General features: G+C 45.4%; 15 protein-coding genes. 6 read left to right on the forward strand and 9 right to left on the reverse strand.

Translation table 11 applies throughout. The annotated features are described in order from the left end of the window. Positions 1 to 34 precede the first annotated feature (34 nt). Positions 35 to 1,360, forward strand: a complete 1,326-nt coding sequence (locus A9E74_RS08220; RefSeq protein WP_069296153.1) for an OprO/OprP family phosphate-selective porin — start codon at positions 35 to 37, stop codon at positions 1,358 to 1,360. A 27-nt stretch (positions 1,361 to 1,387) separates the two neighbouring features. On the opposite strand, the gene A9E74_RS08225 is transcribed toward A9E74_RS08220, so the two are convergent. From A9E74_RS08225 to A9E74_RS08255, 7 genes are all read right to left on the reverse strand, one after another. Next, positions 1,388 to 2,191, reverse strand: coding sequence for a molybdate ABC transporter substrate-binding protein (locus tag A9E74_RS08225; RefSeq protein WP_069296154.1), 804 nt, complete (start codon positions 2,189 to 2,191; stop codon positions 1,388 to 1,390). Between the two features lie 21 nt (positions 2,192 to 2,212). Then, the gene (locus A9E74_RS08230) at positions 2,213 to 3,520 is read right to left on the reverse strand and encodes a di-heme oxidoreductase family protein (protein ID WP_218104301.1); all 1,308 of its coding nucleotides are present in this window, start codon (positions 3,518 to 3,520) and stop codon (positions 2,213 to 2,215) included. Between the two features lie 35 nt (positions 3,521 to 3,555). Continuing rightward, a complete protein-coding gene (locus A9E74_RS08235) occupies positions 3,556 to 4,764 on the reverse strand; it encodes an ABC transporter substrate-binding protein (protein ID WP_069296155.1) in 1,209 nt (402 codons plus the stop codon). Positions 4,765 to 4,844: 80 nt separating this feature from the next. Further along, positions 4,845 to 6,806 (reverse strand): TonB-dependent receptor plug domain-containing protein, encoded by a 1,962-nt coding sequence (locus tag A9E74_RS08240; protein ID WP_069296156.1) that lies wholly within the window; start codon positions 6,804 to 6,806, stop codon positions 4,845 to 4,847. 98 nt (positions 6,807 to 6,904) lie between these two features. Next, positions 6,905 to 7,711 carry an ABC transporter substrate-binding protein gene (locus A9E74_RS08245; RefSeq protein WP_069296157.1) on the reverse strand — a complete coding sequence of 269 codons (807 nt, stop codon included), beginning with the start codon at positions 7,709 to 7,711 and terminating at the stop codon, positions 6,905 to 6,907. A gap of 93 nt (positions 7,712 to 7,804) precedes the next feature. Beyond that, on the reverse strand, positions 7,805 to 8,152 hold the full coding sequence (locus A9E74_RS08250; RefSeq protein ID WP_069296158.1) for a winged helix-turn-helix domain-containing protein: 348 nt from the start codon (positions 8,150 to 8,152) through the stop codon (positions 7,805 to 7,807). A gap of 42 nt (positions 8,153 to 8,194) precedes the next feature. Beyond that, positions 8,195 to 9,259: a DUF2333 family protein gene (locus tag A9E74_RS08255; RefSeq protein ID WP_069296159.1), complete on the reverse strand. Its 1,065-nt coding sequence runs from the start codon at positions 9,257 to 9,259 to the stop codon at positions 8,195 to 8,197. 126 nt (positions 9,260 to 9,385) lie between these two features. Here A9E74_RS08255 and A9E74_RS14335 point away from each other — a divergent pair, with 126 nt between their 5' ends. From A9E74_RS14335 to A9E74_RS08275, 5 genes are all read left to right on the forward strand, one after another. After that, positions 9,386 to 9,538: a hypothetical protein gene (locus A9E74_RS14335; RefSeq protein ID WP_176718913.1), complete on the forward strand. Its 153-nt coding sequence runs from the start codon at positions 9,386 to 9,388 to the stop codon at positions 9,536 to 9,538. A 77-nt stretch (positions 9,539 to 9,615) separates the two neighbouring features. Further along, positions 9,616 to 10,566 carry an ABC transporter ATP-binding protein gene (locus tag A9E74_RS08260; protein WP_069296160.1) on the forward strand — a complete coding sequence of 317 codons (951 nt, stop codon included), beginning with the start codon at positions 9,616 to 9,618 and terminating at the stop codon, positions 10,564 to 10,566. Beyond that, the gene (locus A9E74_RS08265) at positions 10,566 to 11,306 is read left to right on the forward strand and encodes an ABC transporter permease subunit (RefSeq protein WP_084003004.1); all 741 of its coding nucleotides are present in this window, start codon (positions 10,566 to 10,568) and stop codon (positions 11,304 to 11,306) included. The genes A9E74_RS08260 and A9E74_RS08265 overlap by 1 nt, the downstream gene beginning before the upstream one ends. A gap of 15 nt (positions 11,307 to 11,321) precedes the next feature. Further along, positions 11,322 to 13,235, forward strand: a complete 1,914-nt coding sequence (locus tag A9E74_RS08270; RefSeq protein WP_069296161.1) for a Gldg family protein — start codon at positions 11,322 to 11,324, stop codon at positions 13,233 to 13,235. 54 nt (positions 13,236 to 13,289) lie between these two features. Further along, positions 13,290 to 14,399, forward strand: a complete 1,110-nt coding sequence (locus A9E74_RS08275) for a DUF4340 domain-containing protein (protein WP_069296162.1) — start codon at positions 13,290 to 13,292, stop codon at positions 14,397 to 14,399. A 126-nt stretch (positions 14,400 to 14,525) separates the two neighbouring features. Here the strand turns inward: A9E74_RS08275 and A9E74_RS08280 are convergent, their stop codons facing one another. Both A9E74_RS08280 and A9E74_RS08285 read right to left on the reverse strand, forming a co-directional pair. Next, entirely contained in the window at positions 14,526 to 15,158 is a 633-nt protein-coding gene (locus A9E74_RS08280) for an ANTAR domain-containing response regulator (RefSeq protein ID WP_069296163.1), read from the reverse strand. Next, entirely contained in the window at positions 15,155 to 16,342 is a 1,188-nt protein-coding gene (locus tag A9E74_RS08285) for a transporter substrate-binding domain-containing protein (RefSeq protein ID WP_069296196.1), read from the reverse strand. The genes A9E74_RS08280 and A9E74_RS08285 overlap by 4 nt, the downstream gene beginning before the upstream one ends. Positions 16,343 to 16,903: the final 561 nt, after the last annotated feature.

Genomic DNA, 16,903 nt, shown 5'->3' on the forward strand with positions numbered 1-16,903 from the left:
ACAGAAGTTTTCTGACAATTTGAGGGCTATACTTATGCTATCCAAAAAACACCTGCTGGCAGCCGCCATCGGTTTATCTCTGAGCTTTTCCACTCAGGCCTCCGAGCTTGAAACACTTATAAATATGCTGCATGAAAATGGCATGGTGACCGATGCACAATACGGTCGATTGATGGATGAATTGGCAGCAAATAAAACTACCCAAGCTCAGGAAAAAGCCGCGATTGATGAAAAGCTGGCTGAAGCAACCAAACCCTCTGATGTCGAAATTTCTACTCAAGGTGGCTTAACGCTTAAAACTCGCGACGGTCAGTTTTCCACGAAAGTTGGCGGACGAGTTCAAGTAGATGCTGCGACTTATGGTGGCTCACCGGATATGGGCGATGGCACCGATATTCGCCGTGCCCGATTATATCTTTCAGGTACTTTATATCGTGACTGGGGTTATAAACTGGAATACGAGTTTGATAACAGTTCGATTACCGATGCTTTTATCACCTACGACGGGTTTGAAAACTATCAAATCATGGTCGGTAATTTCAAAGATCCGTTCAGTCTGGATTATATGATCAGTGCTAATAACACCATGTTTATGGAACGTGCCTTACCCACAGCATTTAATGCCGGACGGCATATCGGTGTGATGGGCGCTCGTAATAGTCAGTATTGGACAGTGGCGGCGGGAGTGTTTGGGGACACGGTCGGCAATACCGGTGGTGAGGATGATGAAGGGTGGGGCTGGAGCACGCGTGGAACTCTTTCACCGATTAATGAACCCGGTAAGTTGCTGCATATCGGTTTGGGTTTAAATTACCGTGATTTGCAACCAAACAATACCGTGCGTTTCAGTCAGGCACCTGAATCCAATGTGTCCGGTGTGCGTATTGTCGATACTTCTGCAATTGATAATGCCGACAGTATGCTGAAAACCGGCCTGGAACTCGCCACAGTAATCGGGCCTTTTACTGCACAAGCCGAATATATTCGCACCTCAGTAGATCGTGACAATATCAGTAATGCCGATTTTGATGGCTGGTATGTGCAAAGCAGTTATTTGCTAACTGGCGAATCCCGTCCCTATAAAAATGGCGTATTTGGTGGTATTAAACCGAATCATCGAGTGGGTGATGGTGGCATTGGTGCCTGGGAAGTGGCCATGCGTTACAGTTCACTGGATTTAAATGATGGCGCGATTAATGGTGGTGAAGCTGACTCAATGACGTTGGGACTCAATTGGTATCCCGTACCAATGTTACGTTTCTCGGCGGATTATGTGCATGTCTTAGATATTGACGGTGGGCCTGACTTTGATGGGAAAAAACCTAATGTATTCCAGGTTCGCAGCCAGTGGGCATTCTAAAACGCTGACTTAACGTTCAATAACGCATTAATCAGTAGCAAAACCATGGCGATGTAATATGCTCTGTCCTTCGGGACTAAGCATATACATCGCTAGTTTTTTTGTAGCAGCCGGTGCACCTCGCCGCATGATCAATCCATATTTCGCTCCAACGGCAAGGTTGTCTGGTAGTTGGATTATCTGCAGCTCAGGCAGCTCTTGTTGGGCCAATACCGCATTGGTGCAATAAGTCAGAAATACATCCGCGTTGTTTTGTTGCATCACCCAGGCATATTGATTTTGGTTTTCCGGAGCTTGGGGGCTGTCAGGTCCGCCAGTCAGTTGTTGGGCTTTGTTGCTCAGTAACTTAAAACTACCCGGATGAATCTGTTCGGCTTTGTGAAACATTTCCCAGGCATAGTCGCCACTGGGATCGTAGTTGGGTGTTGAAGTCCCTAATCGAATTTTTTTATCGAGCAGTGTTTCCAAAAAATTGTGGCTGGACAGTTCAATATCAGGTTGAGCCAAAGCGCACAGTTGATTCCGGGTCAATAGCGTTACTGTTTCTCCCCAGCCTTGAGCGGCGAGAGTTTGTGGATGGGCTATGTTCGCTGAGATAAAAATATCAACATGCTCGCCAGTTTCAATCGCTTCTCTTAACATCCCACTCGGTCCGAACTGACTGTTAATAGCAATATCATGCTGTTGCCTATACTCAGTCAATATTTCACTGAGGACCGTTTTCAGGCTACCTGCGGCATATAAAATTATGACATCAGCCCTTGCCGTATTGAGTGGTCCAAGCATCATCATTATCACCCATAGAATTCGCAACATTGTTTGAGTGGTCATGTATGTTGTCATCGTTTTTTTCTATAAAGATTTGAGAAATTGCAGTAAGGCATCACGATCCGCTTTAGGCATATTGATCACCCCATCTCGACTCTTTTGACCTTCACCACCATGCCAGAGAATAGCTTCCAGCAACGTTGTGGCCCGACCATCATGTAAATATCCGACCCTGTCACCGACCTTTTCTGCAAGCCCGATCCCCCATAATGGGGCGGTGCGCCATTCAGCTCCTGTGGCACCACTATCAGGACGATGATCGGACAGTTCTTCACCCATATCATGCAGTAGATAGTCGCTATAAGGCGCGATAAGCCTATTGGCAAATGCTGCAGGTTTGGCTGTTGAGGATGTTTTGATCTGTGGACGATGACAGGCTGTGCAACCTGCCTCGTCAAATACCGCTCGACCTCGAATTACCTCAGGTTTAGATTGATCCCGTGGTGCTGGCACGGCCAGAAACTGTAAGTAAAAACTCACTGCTTGTAATTGCTCTGCTGTGAGTTCTGGTTTACCGCCTGAGACCGCTTGTTGGCAGGCTAATTGAACATCACTGCAATTTTCTTCAGGAAATAATGCTGAAGTGAGTCCCAAATCCGCCTGGAAAGCACTGGCAATCTGTTCATTTAAAGAAACGATACTGGCTTTATAACCAAAACGACCGATTTTGCGGGTTAGCGTGGCATCATCGATTATCCAGTTAACACGTCCGGAGATGCCATCGGCATTTGCATCATCGGCATCCTGCCAGCTAAGGATTTCCTGTTTATCAATCATTTCAACCAGACCCATCCCCACTAATGCCGGACCAATGCGTGCTGATGTCAGTACCTCACCAAACTCACCATAGCCAGGGTTGACCAGCTTAATCGATGGTTTCCTTAAAGTGACCGTTTCACCTTCACTGAGCGCGATGGTGGAATATTCATAATGAATTTCGGCTCTGCCTTCCGCTGGCACGCCGGGGACAGCGAATTCCTGTAATTGCCCACCGTAAACTAGATGTGGCTCACTATGAAACGGATTTTCACCAGGAATACTTAGCCTGACCAGCATCGAACGCATTTTTTCTGTGGGGCCATCTGGAGCATGGCCACGGCCATTTCCGGAATGACAGGCTAGGCATGAAATGCTGTTATACAGTGGTCCCAGTCCATCAATATCTTCATCACTGGAAGGGGCGATAACCCACATCTGGTTAAACAGACTGCGACCAGCGGCGAATTGTCCCAGCTTTTGTTCGCTATCCAATAATGGCATCGGCATTGATAATGCCCGGCGACTTAGCTCAGTGGTTTCCAGTAAATCCTCGGCATACACTTTTGCCGACAAAACTATGCCGATGAATATTAGTGCGAACAGACGCATCATGATTTTGTAGTTAATTGCGCCAGCATGTTGAGGGCTTTGTCATATTGCCTTTCAAAGGACTGGGCAAGCTCGGATTTAAATGCTTCACAGTTTTGCTGTTTTTTGACATCATCATGACGTTGGGCACAGTCCTGTAATACATCGTTATCCATGGCCGGTTCTTCCACCGGCCACTGCTGCAATACGGTTTTTATTTCAGCTAATGCTGCCTGCTGATCGGCATCCGCGTTTTGTTGCAACTGATGCCATTGCTGCCAGGCCTGTTTTAACTTGTCATGATGCAGGGTAATCGCCGCATCAAACACCACGGCGTTGTACTCCCGGCGTTGCAATCCTGTTTGGTAATCATATTGATGGCGGATATAGCCAGCAAATGGGTTTTGCATCTTTGGTGCCTGGCTATAAACGCTGGGCCTAACCGGTAATTTGCGTAAATCGGGATGTAGTAATAACGACTGCCCTTGCTCGGAAACAATAAAGTCCACAAAGGTATTTGCTGCTTCGGGCTGAGTGGCGGCAGATAAAATGCCGACATGAGCCGGATTAAAGGCCGTTTGTTTTGGATAGATAAACTTGCCATTGGCACCATTGGCGATACTGGAGGCAGCAAAAAAATCCATGGTAAAAGCCACTTTGGCCTGACCTGCCAAGACGGCTTCAGTAGTGAACATGCCACCACGGCCCATTAAGTGACTATTCGCTGCAATCTGTTGCCATTGATTCCAGCCGGTTTGCCAACCTTCAGCCTGTAACAGCTGATCGATAAGCATATGGGCAAAGCTCACTTCGGATGGAATCGGTAAAGCGATATTGTCTTGCCATTCGGCGGCCAGCAGATCCTGCCATTGGTTGGGAACCGCCAGTCCAGCTTGTTTCAGCTTTTCTGGTTCAAAGAATAAGCCATATCCGGCAATTTCCGTTGCAATGAAATAGCCTTGTGGATCCGATATCGCCGTATCACCAAGTAATACAGGCAAGCCTGTCCTGTTTTGCTTAAATTGGGCTAATTTCCCATGTGCTTTCAAGCTCAAAAATGTTCTGACCGAAGGCATCCAAATCACATCTACATTTTCAGATTCCTCTTGCAGCAGCACTGACAGGGCATCATGCGGCCTGCGCCATAGAATATTCAGTTCGATATCGGGATGGGCCTCTTCAAAAGCCTGCTGCATCACCATCACCACGGGTTGTGGATAGCTGGTCATGACATTCAGCGTGACTGCTTTTGCTACTCCAGAGAAGAGTAGCAAACAGGCCAGAGTGCACGTAAGCAGACTTTTCATCATTAGAATTGATAACTCAGGTTAGCGTAATAGGTGCGACCTGCTTCTGGGAAGCCTTCCTGATAGCCGTAATTTTTATCTAACAGGTTTTCAATTCCCATTCTGGCGGTAACACCCTTATCAAAGGCGTAACTGGCACGCAGTCCGGCAATGGTGAATGCATCGGCTCGACGTTCTCCATCGGTGGTGGTGTAACGTTTGCTTTCATATTGGCTGGTCGCCGAAACGCTAAATGGTTGGGTAATATGCCAGGTGGCATAGACAAAAACTTTATGGCGTGGCACATCAGTCAGTTTGAGATCGGAGCTTTTATTTTCACGATCCAGATAGCTGTAATGACCGCCAAATTCCCAATCGCCAAGCCAAAAGTCACTGCTTAATTCCATGCCCTTGGCGGTGACTTCGCCGACATTCTGGAATTGAAACAGATTAGAGGTCACACTGACTTCCTGAATCAGATCCTTGATATCGCTGTAGAACACCGCTGCCTCGAAGCGGGCGGTGGTGCCAACTTTATGTACCCAGCCAGTTTCAATGGTTTTCGATTGTTCGGCTTCAAGGCCCGGGTTAGGCAAGGCAGATCCGAATCGATAGGAATAACGATCTTTTATAGTTGGGAAGCGCGATTTTTTCGATAAGGTCAGGCGGGCTTCATTACGATCATCAATGTCGAGGAAGTAACCGATTTGCGGGTTCCACGAGTCGGCATCATTGGTCTCAAAAGGTTGGCCTGTGGCGACATCATCTGCCTGATCACTACGGCGTCTGTCGTAGCTTGCGCCAGCCACCAGATATTGTCTTTCGGTCAGACGAATAGTATCTTCGATGGCAAATGAAACTGTCTTGTCCTGAAAGGTTCTGACCGGTTCGCCTAGATCGTTTTCTTTGTGTTCATCGAACTTATAATGGGCTGCCAGCTTAACGTCGTGTCGGCCAAGTGTTTTACCAAACTCAACACTGGCGCCGTAGGTTTCATCATCGTAAAAGCTATCAAATGCATAAGGTCGGTTTTGTGTGGTGTAAGTGTCATCATCAAAGCTTGATAGCAAATTATCAAAGCTGTCGTAATACAGACGCGTTTTGATATAGCTATCGTCTCCAATGGCCGTATTGCTCAGGAAATATACGCTCTCTTTATCCCAATAGGGCCATTGCCAGTAGCGAACACGCACATCAGGATTATCACCGGCGTAGGGAGGCGTATTTTTTTCACCATCCTGTTTGACATAGCCGATAGCATATTCATCGGTTGTATTTGGTGTTAAACCCAGTTTGATATTGACCTTGGTATCTTTGCGTTCAGCATTGTTACGCAGGCCAGCGCTCTGGGCCTCGGTAGGATTAAAATCATCAGACAAAGAAAAACTGTCTTGCTGACGGTAACTCGCCCCTAACTGGGCATACCATAAACCTTGATTGCTGCCCAGATTCAACCAGGTACGTTTGCCATCACTGCCGCTGCGATCCCCTACGTTATATCCAGCTCCGATTTCTCCTTCGAGTTGTTCGGTGGGTTTGCGGCTGACTAAGTTGATGGCACCGCCAAGTGTATTAGGACCATACAAAACTGAGCTGAAGCTTTTTGAAACATTGATCTCGGCTAAATCAAATGTCGTAAAGCGGCCTAAATCTACATAACCATCGTATGGAATATAAACCGGAATACCATCAACAAATACTGGAACCTGACGTAAATCAAAGCCACGGACAAACACCATCTGTTCACTGCGTGCACCGATATTATTTGCCGTAATACCTGGCAGTCTATCCAGCGCTTGAGTAACAGTTTCACGATTTTCGTCACGCATGGTTTGTGCATCGATCGATGCTGAACCCAGTGCCGGAAGATCTTGGGTAGCGTTGACTTCGATGCGCCCTAAATCAAAAGTGGAATCGGCTTGAGCAATAGAGCCAAAGACGAGAGAGCAGGTGAGAAGGCTGATTTTAAGTTTGAAGGGGGCCATAATTTTTCCGTTTATATTTCTCAATATGTTTTTGTATATATAACGATGGTTAACGTTATGCTTTTTTTGGGTAAAGCCTCTAAAAATAACTTAAGGATTTAGTCTGCTGGCGGAGACGCCGTGAAGAATAATGGTTGGTCATTAATTTTAAAGTTATCAATGATGTGTTTGCCCTGTTCTCCGGTTACAAAATCCATGTACTGCTTTGCCATAGCGGCTTGCACATGGGGGTGCTGTTCAGGATTGACCGCCATAATGTGATAGGGGTTGGACAACATAGATCCGCCTTCAAACAGCAGCTGTAATTGCATTTTGTCCTGATAGGCGATTTGGGTACCTCGATCAGTTAATGCATAGCCTGACATTTCGTCAGCAATTTTCAGTACAGCGCCCATGCCTTGCCCGGCTTGCACATACCAACTACCAGATGGGCTGATATTGGCGGTTTGCCATAGTTCGAGTTCCTTTTTATGGGTGCCGGAATCATCGCCACGGGAGACAAACCGGCTGCCGGATTCAACAATTTTTTGCATGGCTTCGCTGATGTTGTTAGCTGAAGCAATGCCGGCTGGATCATCTGTCGGGCCAACCATAACAAAGTCGTTATACATAACGTATCGGCGGTCAATGAAATAACCTTTTTCGACATATTCCAACTCGGCTTGTGGTGCATGTACCAGTGCTACATCGACATCGCCATTGGCTCCCAGTTTTAAAGCCTGACCGGTACCAACCGCAATGACGGCGACTTTGATATCTGTTGACTCGGTGAAAGCGTTGTTTAATACGCCTAACAGGCCGGTGTTATCGGTACTGGTGGTGGTGGATAATTTGAGTAATTGTTCGGCACTGGCTGTAGAACTCAGCAAAAAGCTGATAAACAACAAGGAAAACAAACGTTTCATATTAAGTCTCACCACAAGCTGGAAAATTCGATGTATTCCAACATATATACCGTGAGCTGTAAATGAATTTTTAAAAGGCGATTATCGAGGGGATTAGAGCTTTAATTGCTCGGATAGCTTGTTCATTTCCTGTTCGATGGCTTTTTCAGCCTGCACTTGCGCTTGTCGATACTGGTGTAACACTTGTTTGCCAAGTTCTGTGACTTCCGCGCCACCACCATGACTGCCGCCTTTTGCGGTCAATACAATTGGTTTGGCAAAACTTTCATTCATCGTATTCACCAAATCCCAGGCGCGTTTATACGACATGCCCATGGCCCGGCCCGCAGCAGAAATAGACCCGTTTTGAATAATAGCGTCGAGTAAATCCGCTTTTCCCGGCCCCAACGCGACTTTGTCATTTATATGCAGCCGAATTTTGACAGAGGTTTTATAACTCATTGACTGCTGGACCTACTCAAGATCAGAGATGAAGAGTTGATTTTAACCCTGTTCAAGCAGGCGTCGTAGATCAATCATTGCCGCATTAGCTCGTGAGACATAAGACGCCATGACTAAGGAATGATTAGCGAACAAACCAAAGCCACTGCCGTTTAAGATGATCGGGCTCCAGACGGTAGCTTGAGTCGCTTCAAGTTCTCTAATAATTTGACGCAGACTGATCAGTGCATTTTTCTTTTGTAAAACATCGGCAAAATCATGCTCTGCTGCTTTGAGCAGATGAATCATCGCCCAGATGGAACCACGTGATTCATAAAACACATCATCAATTTTCGTCCAGGGTGTTTTGGTCACTCTTTCCAGCTGAGTAATAGTGGATTGATGTGCAGTGGGATCGCCTGCCAAATCAGTATTCACACGTATCTGCCCCACGCTGGCACCAAGACGTTGAGATAAACTGCCTAAACGTTTTTCAGCGATACCCAGCCAGGCAGCCAGATTATCTGCTCGAGCATAAAACTGTGCTTCTTCACTTTCGACGTCAGCCAGACGGGCTAAATAACGTTCTAAAGCTTTTACACCGTCTCGATATTCGCTTTCGGTAGACGGAAATAACCATGAGTCAGAATTAAAATTAAATTGCGGCTCAGCAATGATCAGATCTTTGTCTTCTGCGGATTGAGACTGGGAACGACTAATGTCGTTGCGCAGGGCACGTGAATAGTCGCGAATCTGCACCAAAACGCCGAACTCCCAGTTAGGCATATTGTCCATCCACACTGATGGTGGCATCACGTCGTTGGTTAAATAACCGCCGGGCTTATCAAGCAGTGTGTTGGCCAAGGTGATAAGCGTTGCGGTGGACGTATAGCCCGTAACCAGTTCATGTTGTCTTTCTGCAGCCATATCGCGGGCATTGTTTTTAGGATCAAATGCACTTGGGGGAGCGCTCCACCAAATCATGATGACGATAAAAAGCAACACGATGATGGCAACAGCCAGCAGCAAAGCTTTGGATATTTGTCGACGGCTGTCAGCATCGCGGAATGAATCTGTGAAGTTCCACCACACTTGACGACTGCGTTGAAAAAATGAATTTGCGGCCATAAAACATCCAGAGAGATTAATTGTCAGATTTCACCATAGCGCATTTCTGACAGCAAAAAAATGCATAGGGTCCGTTTATTTTTCAGTAGGGACTAGTTTTACGCGATACAGTTTAGGAAATAGCTTATGAAGATGCCCATATCGCATAAATTACGCGTTGTTGGACAAAAAATAACCCCAAGCGATGGTGGTTTAGAAAGTTATACAGGCCCCAATGCCTGTCGGGAGTGGTTTCCCGTTATTGTGCGGGAGAATTTCCTGAAAACTTTAATGTATTAAGCTTGACGTAATAGCGGAAGGGGCTGAATAATGCCCGGTTTGAAAATGCTTTTGATGAAGCGGGGGACGCTTTAAGTATGACACTCAGAGTTGAGATTGAAGATCTGGCCAAGCATTTTGGCGAGATTCGAGCTGTGGATGGTGTGACATTCTCAGTCAGTAAAGGCGAAGTACTTGGATTTCTCGGCCCGAACGGCGCAGGTAAATCCACCACAATGAAGATGATAACCGGCTTTCTGGCACCCACTCGCGGTACCGTAAGAGTCTGTGGTTATGATGTTTCAACTGATCCTATTTCGGTAAAAGCCAGCCTCGGATATCTACCCGAAGGTGCGCCTGCTTACGCAGACATGACACCGGATAGTTTCCTGAAATTTATTGCGGATATTCGTGGTTTATCCGGTGCCGATAAAAAACGTGCAGTGGCATCTGCTGCAGAGCGTGCCCGAATCCTTAACGTAATGTATCAGCCGATTGAAACCTTATCTAAAGGCTATAAACGTCGTGTTGGTCTTGCGCAGGCCATTTTGCATAACCCGCCGGTATTGATTATGGATGAACCGACCGATGGTTTGGATCCGAATCAAAAACACGAAGTTCGTACCTTGATCAATGAAATGGCAGAAGACAAAGCCATTATTATCTCGACCCATATCCTCGAAGAAGTGAATGCTCTGTGTACCCGAAACGTGGTGATTGCCAGTGGTAAAGTCGTGTTTGATGGAACACCTGCTGAGTTAGAAGCCAAATCTCGATATCACAACGCGGTGGTGTTGACGGTCAACGAAATTGATAACACTAAATTGTTGCAGTTTGTTAAGGCTCTGGATTTTGTCGCTGATGCCGAATTGTTGACATTGGGTAATGGCATTCGAGTGTTTCCGAAAGCCAGCGCTCATATCACCATTGCCTTGTCAGAAAGAATTCGTGAACAAGGTTGGGAAATCGCTTCACTTTATGCCGAAAGTGGCCGCTTGGATGAAGTTTTCCGTAGCATCACTTTGCCTAGTACTGCAGGAGTTAAATGATGAATATGCTGAATATCTGGTTCATCATGAAACGTGAGTTTGGCGGTTATTTCGCCACCCCCGTTGCCTATGTTTTTATTATTATCTTTTTATTATTGGCTGGTTTCTCGACATTTTATGTGGGCAATTTCTTTGCTCGTGGCGAAGCCGACCTGTATCCATTCTTTTCATTACATCCCTGGTTATACATCTTATTGATCCCAGCTATTTCGATGCGCTTATGGGCGGAAGAACGTAAGAGTGGTTCAATCGAGTTGTTAATGACCTTGCCGGTATCAGTCTTTGAAGCCGTGCTGGGTAAATTCTTTGCCGCCTGGGCCTTTACCGGTTTGGCGTTGATTCTGAACTTCCCACTATGGATCACCGTAAATTATCTGGGTAACCCGGATAACGGCGTGATCTTCACCGGCTTTGTTGGCAGTTTCCTGATGGCCGGTGGTTTCCTGGCGATTGGTTCCTGTATTTCAGCGGTAACGAAAAACCAGGTCATTGCCTTTGTACTTAGCCTGATTGTCAGCCTGATATTTGTACTGGCCGGTTACGGCATTGTGCTGGATTTCTTCAGTAGCTGGGCACCACAGCCTTTGGTCGATGCCATTAGTTCATTCAGTTTTCTAACCCACTTTGATGCGATTTCCAAAGGGGTAATTGATTTACGTGACATTTTGTATTTTGCAGCGCTTATCGCTATCTGGTTGTTTGCCAACGCCTTGATAGTGAATGCACGTAAAGCCGATTAGGAGCACCCGTCAGCAATGAATAAACAACTTTTATCTTCAACCGGTTTGATTCTGGCCGTTATTCTGTTTATCGCTTTTATTATTGTTGTAAACGGCAATTTCAAATCCGCTCGGGTCGATTTGACAGAGGACAAGCTGTACACCTTGTCAGAAGGTTCATTGAACATTCTGTCTTCGTTGCAGCAACCTATAACTCTGCGGTTTTATTATTCCGAGCAGGTAGCTCAGGCTCTGCCTTCATTGAAAGCCTATGCCCAGCGGGTGCAGGAACTGTTGATGGAATATCAACGCGCTTCTGATGGCATGGTTCAGGTCAAAATCATTAATCCAAGACCTTTTTCAGACCACGAGCAGCGTGCTCAGCAATATGGTTTGCAATCCATTCCAATTGAAGGCGAAACCGATCCATTATTTTTCGGTGTTGCCGGTACCAATATTCTTGATGGTTTAGAGCGGATCCGTTTCTTTCAACCGGAAATGGAGGATGTACTGGAATACGATCTGACACGGTTGATTTATCAACTGTCAGATGTGCAGCGTAAAAATGTAGCAGTAATGAGCTCATTACCAATTGATGGTGAAGGCTATGACCCATTAAAAGGTCAGCTTGATGCCGAGGGCGGTGCAAAACCCTGGGCTGTAATGGGTAAATTGCGTGAGATGTTTAACGTCTCGATGTTACCGGAAGATATCCGCCGTATCCCGTCGTCAATTGATTTGTTGATGGTGGTGCATCCCAAAGAATTACCACAACAAACACTTTACGCTATTGATCAATATGTATTGCGCGGCGGCAAATTAATCACCTTTGTCGATCCATATGCAGAAATAGATGTTCCAGAACGTGATCCGGAAAATCCAATGGCGGCTATGGTGGCAAATCGCAGCTCTAATATGCCGGAATTGTTGACTGCATGGGGTGTGGAACGTGATGCATCTGATATCGTCGCCGACCGCAAAACCGCCCGTCAGGTGGACTTTGGTGCGCGTAGTAATAATCAGCCGATTGAATACGTGTTATGGAACGCACTGGCTGAAGAGAATATGAATCAAGATGAGCGTATCACTTCAAAATTACGCCAAATCAATGTGGCGACAGCGGGGCGTTTCAAAGTATTGGATAACGCCACGACCGAGATAACACCGTTGTTGAGCTCCAGTAATGAAGCCATGTTGGTGGATAAACGTGTGGTGCAATTCCGTAATGATCCTGTTGCCTTACTGACCCGCTATGAGGGCGGTACTATCAGCTATCCATTAGCCGTGCGTATCCAGGGACAATCGCGTTCAGCGTTTCCTGACGGTGCTAGAGGTGATGGCAGAGATTTGGTGAAAATGCCGGATCATATCGATGAAGCAGTTGATGGCATTGACGTGATTGCGATTGCCGACGTGGATCTGCTTGATGATCGTTTCTGGGTCATCATGCAGGATTTTTACGGTCAGGATTTAGCCTTCAATACTTCGAATAATATCGACTTTGTGCATAACGCCATTGAAGAGTTAACCGGTACCGAAGGTTTGATAAGCGTACGTTCACGTACTGGCTTTAGCCGTCCATTTGTTCGGGTTGAAGCTTTGCAACGTGAAGCTGAGAGACTCTACCGTGCCAAAGAACGTGAACTGGAAAACAAATTACAGGAAACCCGTCAGCGTATTGCACGTATGCAGGTGGACCGCAATGTTACTGGTGAAGAGATCTCTACGCCTGAACAACAAAAAGAAATTGCTGAATTCAGAGCAATTGCTGATCGTACCGAATTAGAGTTACGGGCAGTGAAAGGCAATCTGCGTAAAGATATCGATCAGTTGGAAGGTTTGGTGAAGTTCATCAATATTGGGTTGATACCAATCATTGTGGCGATACTGGCACTGATTACCGGATGGTTACGAGTTCGTAAACGTTCGCGTGGTCGTTTCCAATCGTAAATTCTGCATTCGTCATATGACGTTTGTATCAAATTGAACAGACAGGTTCTACAGATGCTGAAAAAACTTAATAGCCTTTCCATCCTCGCCATCATCACTTCTGTGATGGTGCTCTGGATGTTAATCACCATTTACAAAGCTGAAGATACCAGCGATGATTTTTCATTGCTGTTTCCAGAATTGTTTGAACAGCTAAGTGATGTGAACAATATCACCTTCAAAAGTGATAAAGATGAATTCGCCCTGAGCAGACAGGGTTCCGCCTGGTTCATTGAGGATTATCATAATTATCCGGCTGATCAATCGTTGGTGAGAAGAATGCTGGTCGATATGGCCGATGCCCGTATTCTTGAACAAAAAACCGATGATCCTGAGCTTTATTATGTGCTGGGTGTGGAAGGCGCTGAAGAAGGCGGCACTTCATTTGTCATTAATTTGATGAAAGACGACGAAGAAGTGGTTAGTTTAATTCTGGGGCAGCCTCGTGATTTAAGTGCACAAACAGCGGGTCCGCAGCAATTTTATGTTCGTCGTGATGGTGATGAACGCAGCTATCTGGCTGAAGGGTACTTTCAATTCAGTCCGATGATGTTGAACTGGATTGATGGGCAAATCATGGATATTGCACGTGAACGCATTGCCCAAGTCGATATCATTCAACCCAATGGAAACACTGCAACCCTAGTAAATCTGGGTGTGAAAGATAAATTTGGTACGCCGGAAAACCGTGAAAACACTATCTTCCGTTATGAACAGCTAGGCTATGATATCGCCGGATCACTGTTCCAGATGCGTTTAGAAGATGTACAACCGGCCAGTGAATTTTCACGTGGTAATGCTGAAGTCGTTCGCGCAGAGTTCTTAAGCTACGATGGACTAAAAGTCATCTCTGAGACTTCCTTTAATGATGGTTTTTACTTCTCCACCTTCCGCGCTGAATACGCACCCGAAGCGGTCGCTGAAGTTCCTGAAGCCATCGCCAGTCTGGATGTGTTAAAAACATCTGAACAAGTTCAGGCTGAAGTGGAAGAAATTAACCAGAAAGTTGAACCTTGGGTCTATCGCCTGGGCGGTTTTGTCGGCAACAACCTGATGCGTGCCAAGGCAGATATTGTGACCGAACAAGACCAGGTCATTCCAATGCCTGGTGGTTTTGGGCCTTAAATCAAAATAGTAATAATCATGTAAGGGCTGAAGTTTGCAATCGATTAACTTCAGCCCTTTATTGATCTAGCCGTTCAAAAATCAATCAAGCCAGATACCAATCCAATACTGTATTAGGCTGTTTCGTCATTTATCGGTTTGAATTCCTCGTTGTTGAGCAATAATTTCCTTTGCCATTTCTCCGATTGGCTGGCGGCGTTCCATAGCGAGCTTGCGCATTGCCATGTAGGCTTTTTCAAGACTTATTCCCTGAGTTTGGCTGATGTGATGTTTTGCTTTTTCAATATGCTCGCTGGCGCTCAATTTCAATTCCAGATTGCGGATTGTTTTAAGCATCGAGCGAACTTGTTTGTACTCTTGCAAGCTTAACAATAAGTTACTCAGTACCCCCATAGGATGAAAAGGTAAGGCGATAATGGCCTGAGCGTTTAAGCTTAATGAATATTGCAATACCAAAGGATTTTCATAGTCCACGACTAATACTAAAGCCGCTGGTGGATTACTGACATCCCAATGAAAGGCTTGATCCTTTTCTATCACTGATGTCAGCCCCAAGATGACTACTTGATACACGGAATCAATTTGCTCTGGTGGCGGCCATTGAGCCTGCAGCCTGCAGCCAATCCGTCGAATTTGTTGTTCCATTTTGGTTCTGTTTTCGCCTTCTGGCATCAGCAATAAAATTTTGTGATTACGCAGATTTCGAACCAATGTCGATATCTCAAAAGGCTGTTGAACCGCTGTTAATCTTTTACTCACAGCGAAACCTTATCTGCTGGTGATGCGAAAGTATTGGTTTCAATCATTTGCATCGAGGAAGCGGATGATTTGCTGTAAGAAACTAAATAAGGATCAGGTCTTAAGGCTGTTTTTGATGTCGCTACAATATCGAACTGTCCTTTATCATTTGCTCGTCCAATTCGTGACCACAGATAACAGTGGTTATTAGCAGTATCAATACGGACTTTGCCTTGCGGCGCGAGGTGTTGAACTTTTGCTATCTGTTCCAGAATGGCATCTGGTTGAAATGAGTTCGCCAATTCTGCTGCTTTTGCTGCCAGATGTACTTGGAAATAAGCTGCTTCCCAACACATATTGGTTACTTGATCTTCGCCATATAGAGAACGGTATTCCTTAACCAGTTCGATATTTATAGGGGTATTAATCGATTGAAAATACGGCGCTGCAGTGTAGTGACCCAGGCCGGCCTCAAATCCCATGGCCTGAATTTCAGTTTCGGTGGTAGTTAAACTGGCGATCGGTATGGGATTTTGAGCATTGAGCTCATGCATTGCCTGGTAAAAAGATTGAATGCTTTTACCGACAAAGTTAGCAAAAACAAAATCAGGTTTTTGCTCGCTAATAAGTTTGGCGACTTGAAAGAGTGAAGCTTCATCGGTCTCAAGTGGACGGAATTCCTCGCCAAGCACCTCACCGTTTGACTCAACAATTAAGTCACGCATGATACGGTTGATTTCACGTGGCCAGATGTAATCTGAGCCAACCATCCACACGCGTTTACCGATATTACTCAACATATACTGAGCTAGCTGCAAACATCCCTGATTGGGGGCAGCACCAGTGTAAATAACATTTGATGCGTATTCGAAACCTTCATATTGTGTGGGGTAGAACAGCAATACATTATGTCGCCCGGTCACAGGAAGCATGGCTTTACGGGAACTTGAGGTATATCCACCAAAAATGAGTTTTACGCCGTGATCAATAATCAGTTTCTGCGCCAAACTGCCATAGTTTTCGGCGATGGATTGCGGATCAACACAAATAGGCGAGAGTAACCGACCATTGACTCCACCTTGCCGGTTAATACGATCAATGGCCAATAAACTTGCTCGGAGCATACTAAGCTCCGTATTGGCGGTTACGCCAGTTTGAGAAAAGATCACCCCAACTGGAAGTGCGGAAGAATTGTGATTAGACATTAATAAACCTTGCATAAAAAAGCCCCACGAATAGATGCTATTCATGAGGGCTTAAAAATATTTCTTAAACGTTAACCTGGTTAAGAAACTACACAGAATCAGTTTTAACAGACTGAAACTATAGTATTAGTGCGCGTTTTCTAAATGTCGCTTAAAGTTGAACACACCAAAAAAGCAAAGTCAACACGGTGAAAACAATACCCCCCCCTTATTAGTTTGTTGAAAAATCTGATTTAAATTGAGAACCAAAAAGGTGCTTCATAATGATTTTTTGCACCAAAAAAGGTCTTAAATATCGCTTGCCACAATCCTGATATCAAGCTTAGTAATTGTATCTTATAGGATTTTATTAACTGGCATACCCTATGCAGATGGTAACTTGAGGACTTATTTTCAAACTGCAGAACAAGGCTGATCGCAAAAGCGCGAATTCAGCCGGGCAAAAGCGCTCAGTGAAGCATCATTTCACAGTTGCAGATTTGAAATGCGTCTCTAAATGTCTATACATCTGATTCGAGCATAAGGGCTCCCTAATTTATTAGGGGGCCCTTTTGCGTTTTT

Origin of the sequence: Methylophaga muralis, assembly GCF_001720165.1 — a bacterium.
In the GTDB taxonomy this organism is placed as follows: domain Bacteria; phylum Pseudomonadota; class Gammaproteobacteria; order Nitrosococcales; family Methylophagaceae; genus Methylophaga; species Methylophaga muralis.

Coding starts and splice junctions, on each gene's coding strand:
- A9E74_RS08240 (WP_069296156.1), bottom strand. CDS start 6,806: ATGGCCCCCTTCAAACTTAAAATCAGCCTTCTCACCTGCTCTCTCGTC.
- A9E74_RS14335 (WP_176718913.1), top strand. CDS start 9,386: ATGAAGATGCCCATATCGCATAAATTACGCGTTGTTGGACAAAAAATA.
- A9E74_RS08275 (WP_069296162.1), top strand. CDS start 13,290: ATGCTGAAAAAACTTAATAGCCTTTCCATCCTCGCCATCATCACTTCT.
- A9E74_RS08250 (WP_069296158.1), bottom strand. CDS start 8,152: ATGAGTTATAAAACCTCTGTCAAAATTCGGCTGCATATAAATGACAAA.
- A9E74_RS08255 (WP_069296159.1), bottom strand. CDS start 9,259: ATGGCCGCAAATTCATTTTTTCAACGCAGTCGTCAAGTGTGGTGGAAC.
- A9E74_RS08260 (WP_069296160.1), top strand. CDS start 9,616: ATGACACTCAGAGTTGAGATTGAAGATCTGGCCAAGCATTTTGGCGAG.
- A9E74_RS08225 (WP_069296154.1), bottom strand. CDS start 2,191: ATGACCACTCAAACAATGTTGCGAATTCTATGGGTGATAATGATGATG.
- A9E74_RS08265 (WP_084003004.1), top strand. CDS start 10,566: ATGAATATGCTGAATATCTGGTTCATCATGAAACGTGAGTTTGGCGGT.
- A9E74_RS08285 (WP_069296196.1), bottom strand. CDS start 16,342: ATGTCTAATCACAATTCTTCCGCACTTCCAGTTGGGGTGATCTTTTCT.
- A9E74_RS08220 (WP_069296153.1), top strand. CDS start 35: ATGCTATCCAAAAAACACCTGCTGGCAGCCGCCATCGGTTTATCTCTG.
- A9E74_RS08270 (WP_069296161.1), top strand. CDS start 11,322: ATGAATAAACAACTTTTATCTTCAACCGGTTTGATTCTGGCCGTTATT.
- A9E74_RS08245 (WP_069296157.1), bottom strand. CDS start 7,711: ATGAAACGTTTGTTTTCCTTGTTGTTTATCAGCTTTTTGCTGAGTTCT.
- A9E74_RS08235 (WP_069296155.1), bottom strand. CDS start 4,764: ATGACCAGCTATCCACAACCCGTGGTGATGGTGATGCAGCAGGCTTTT.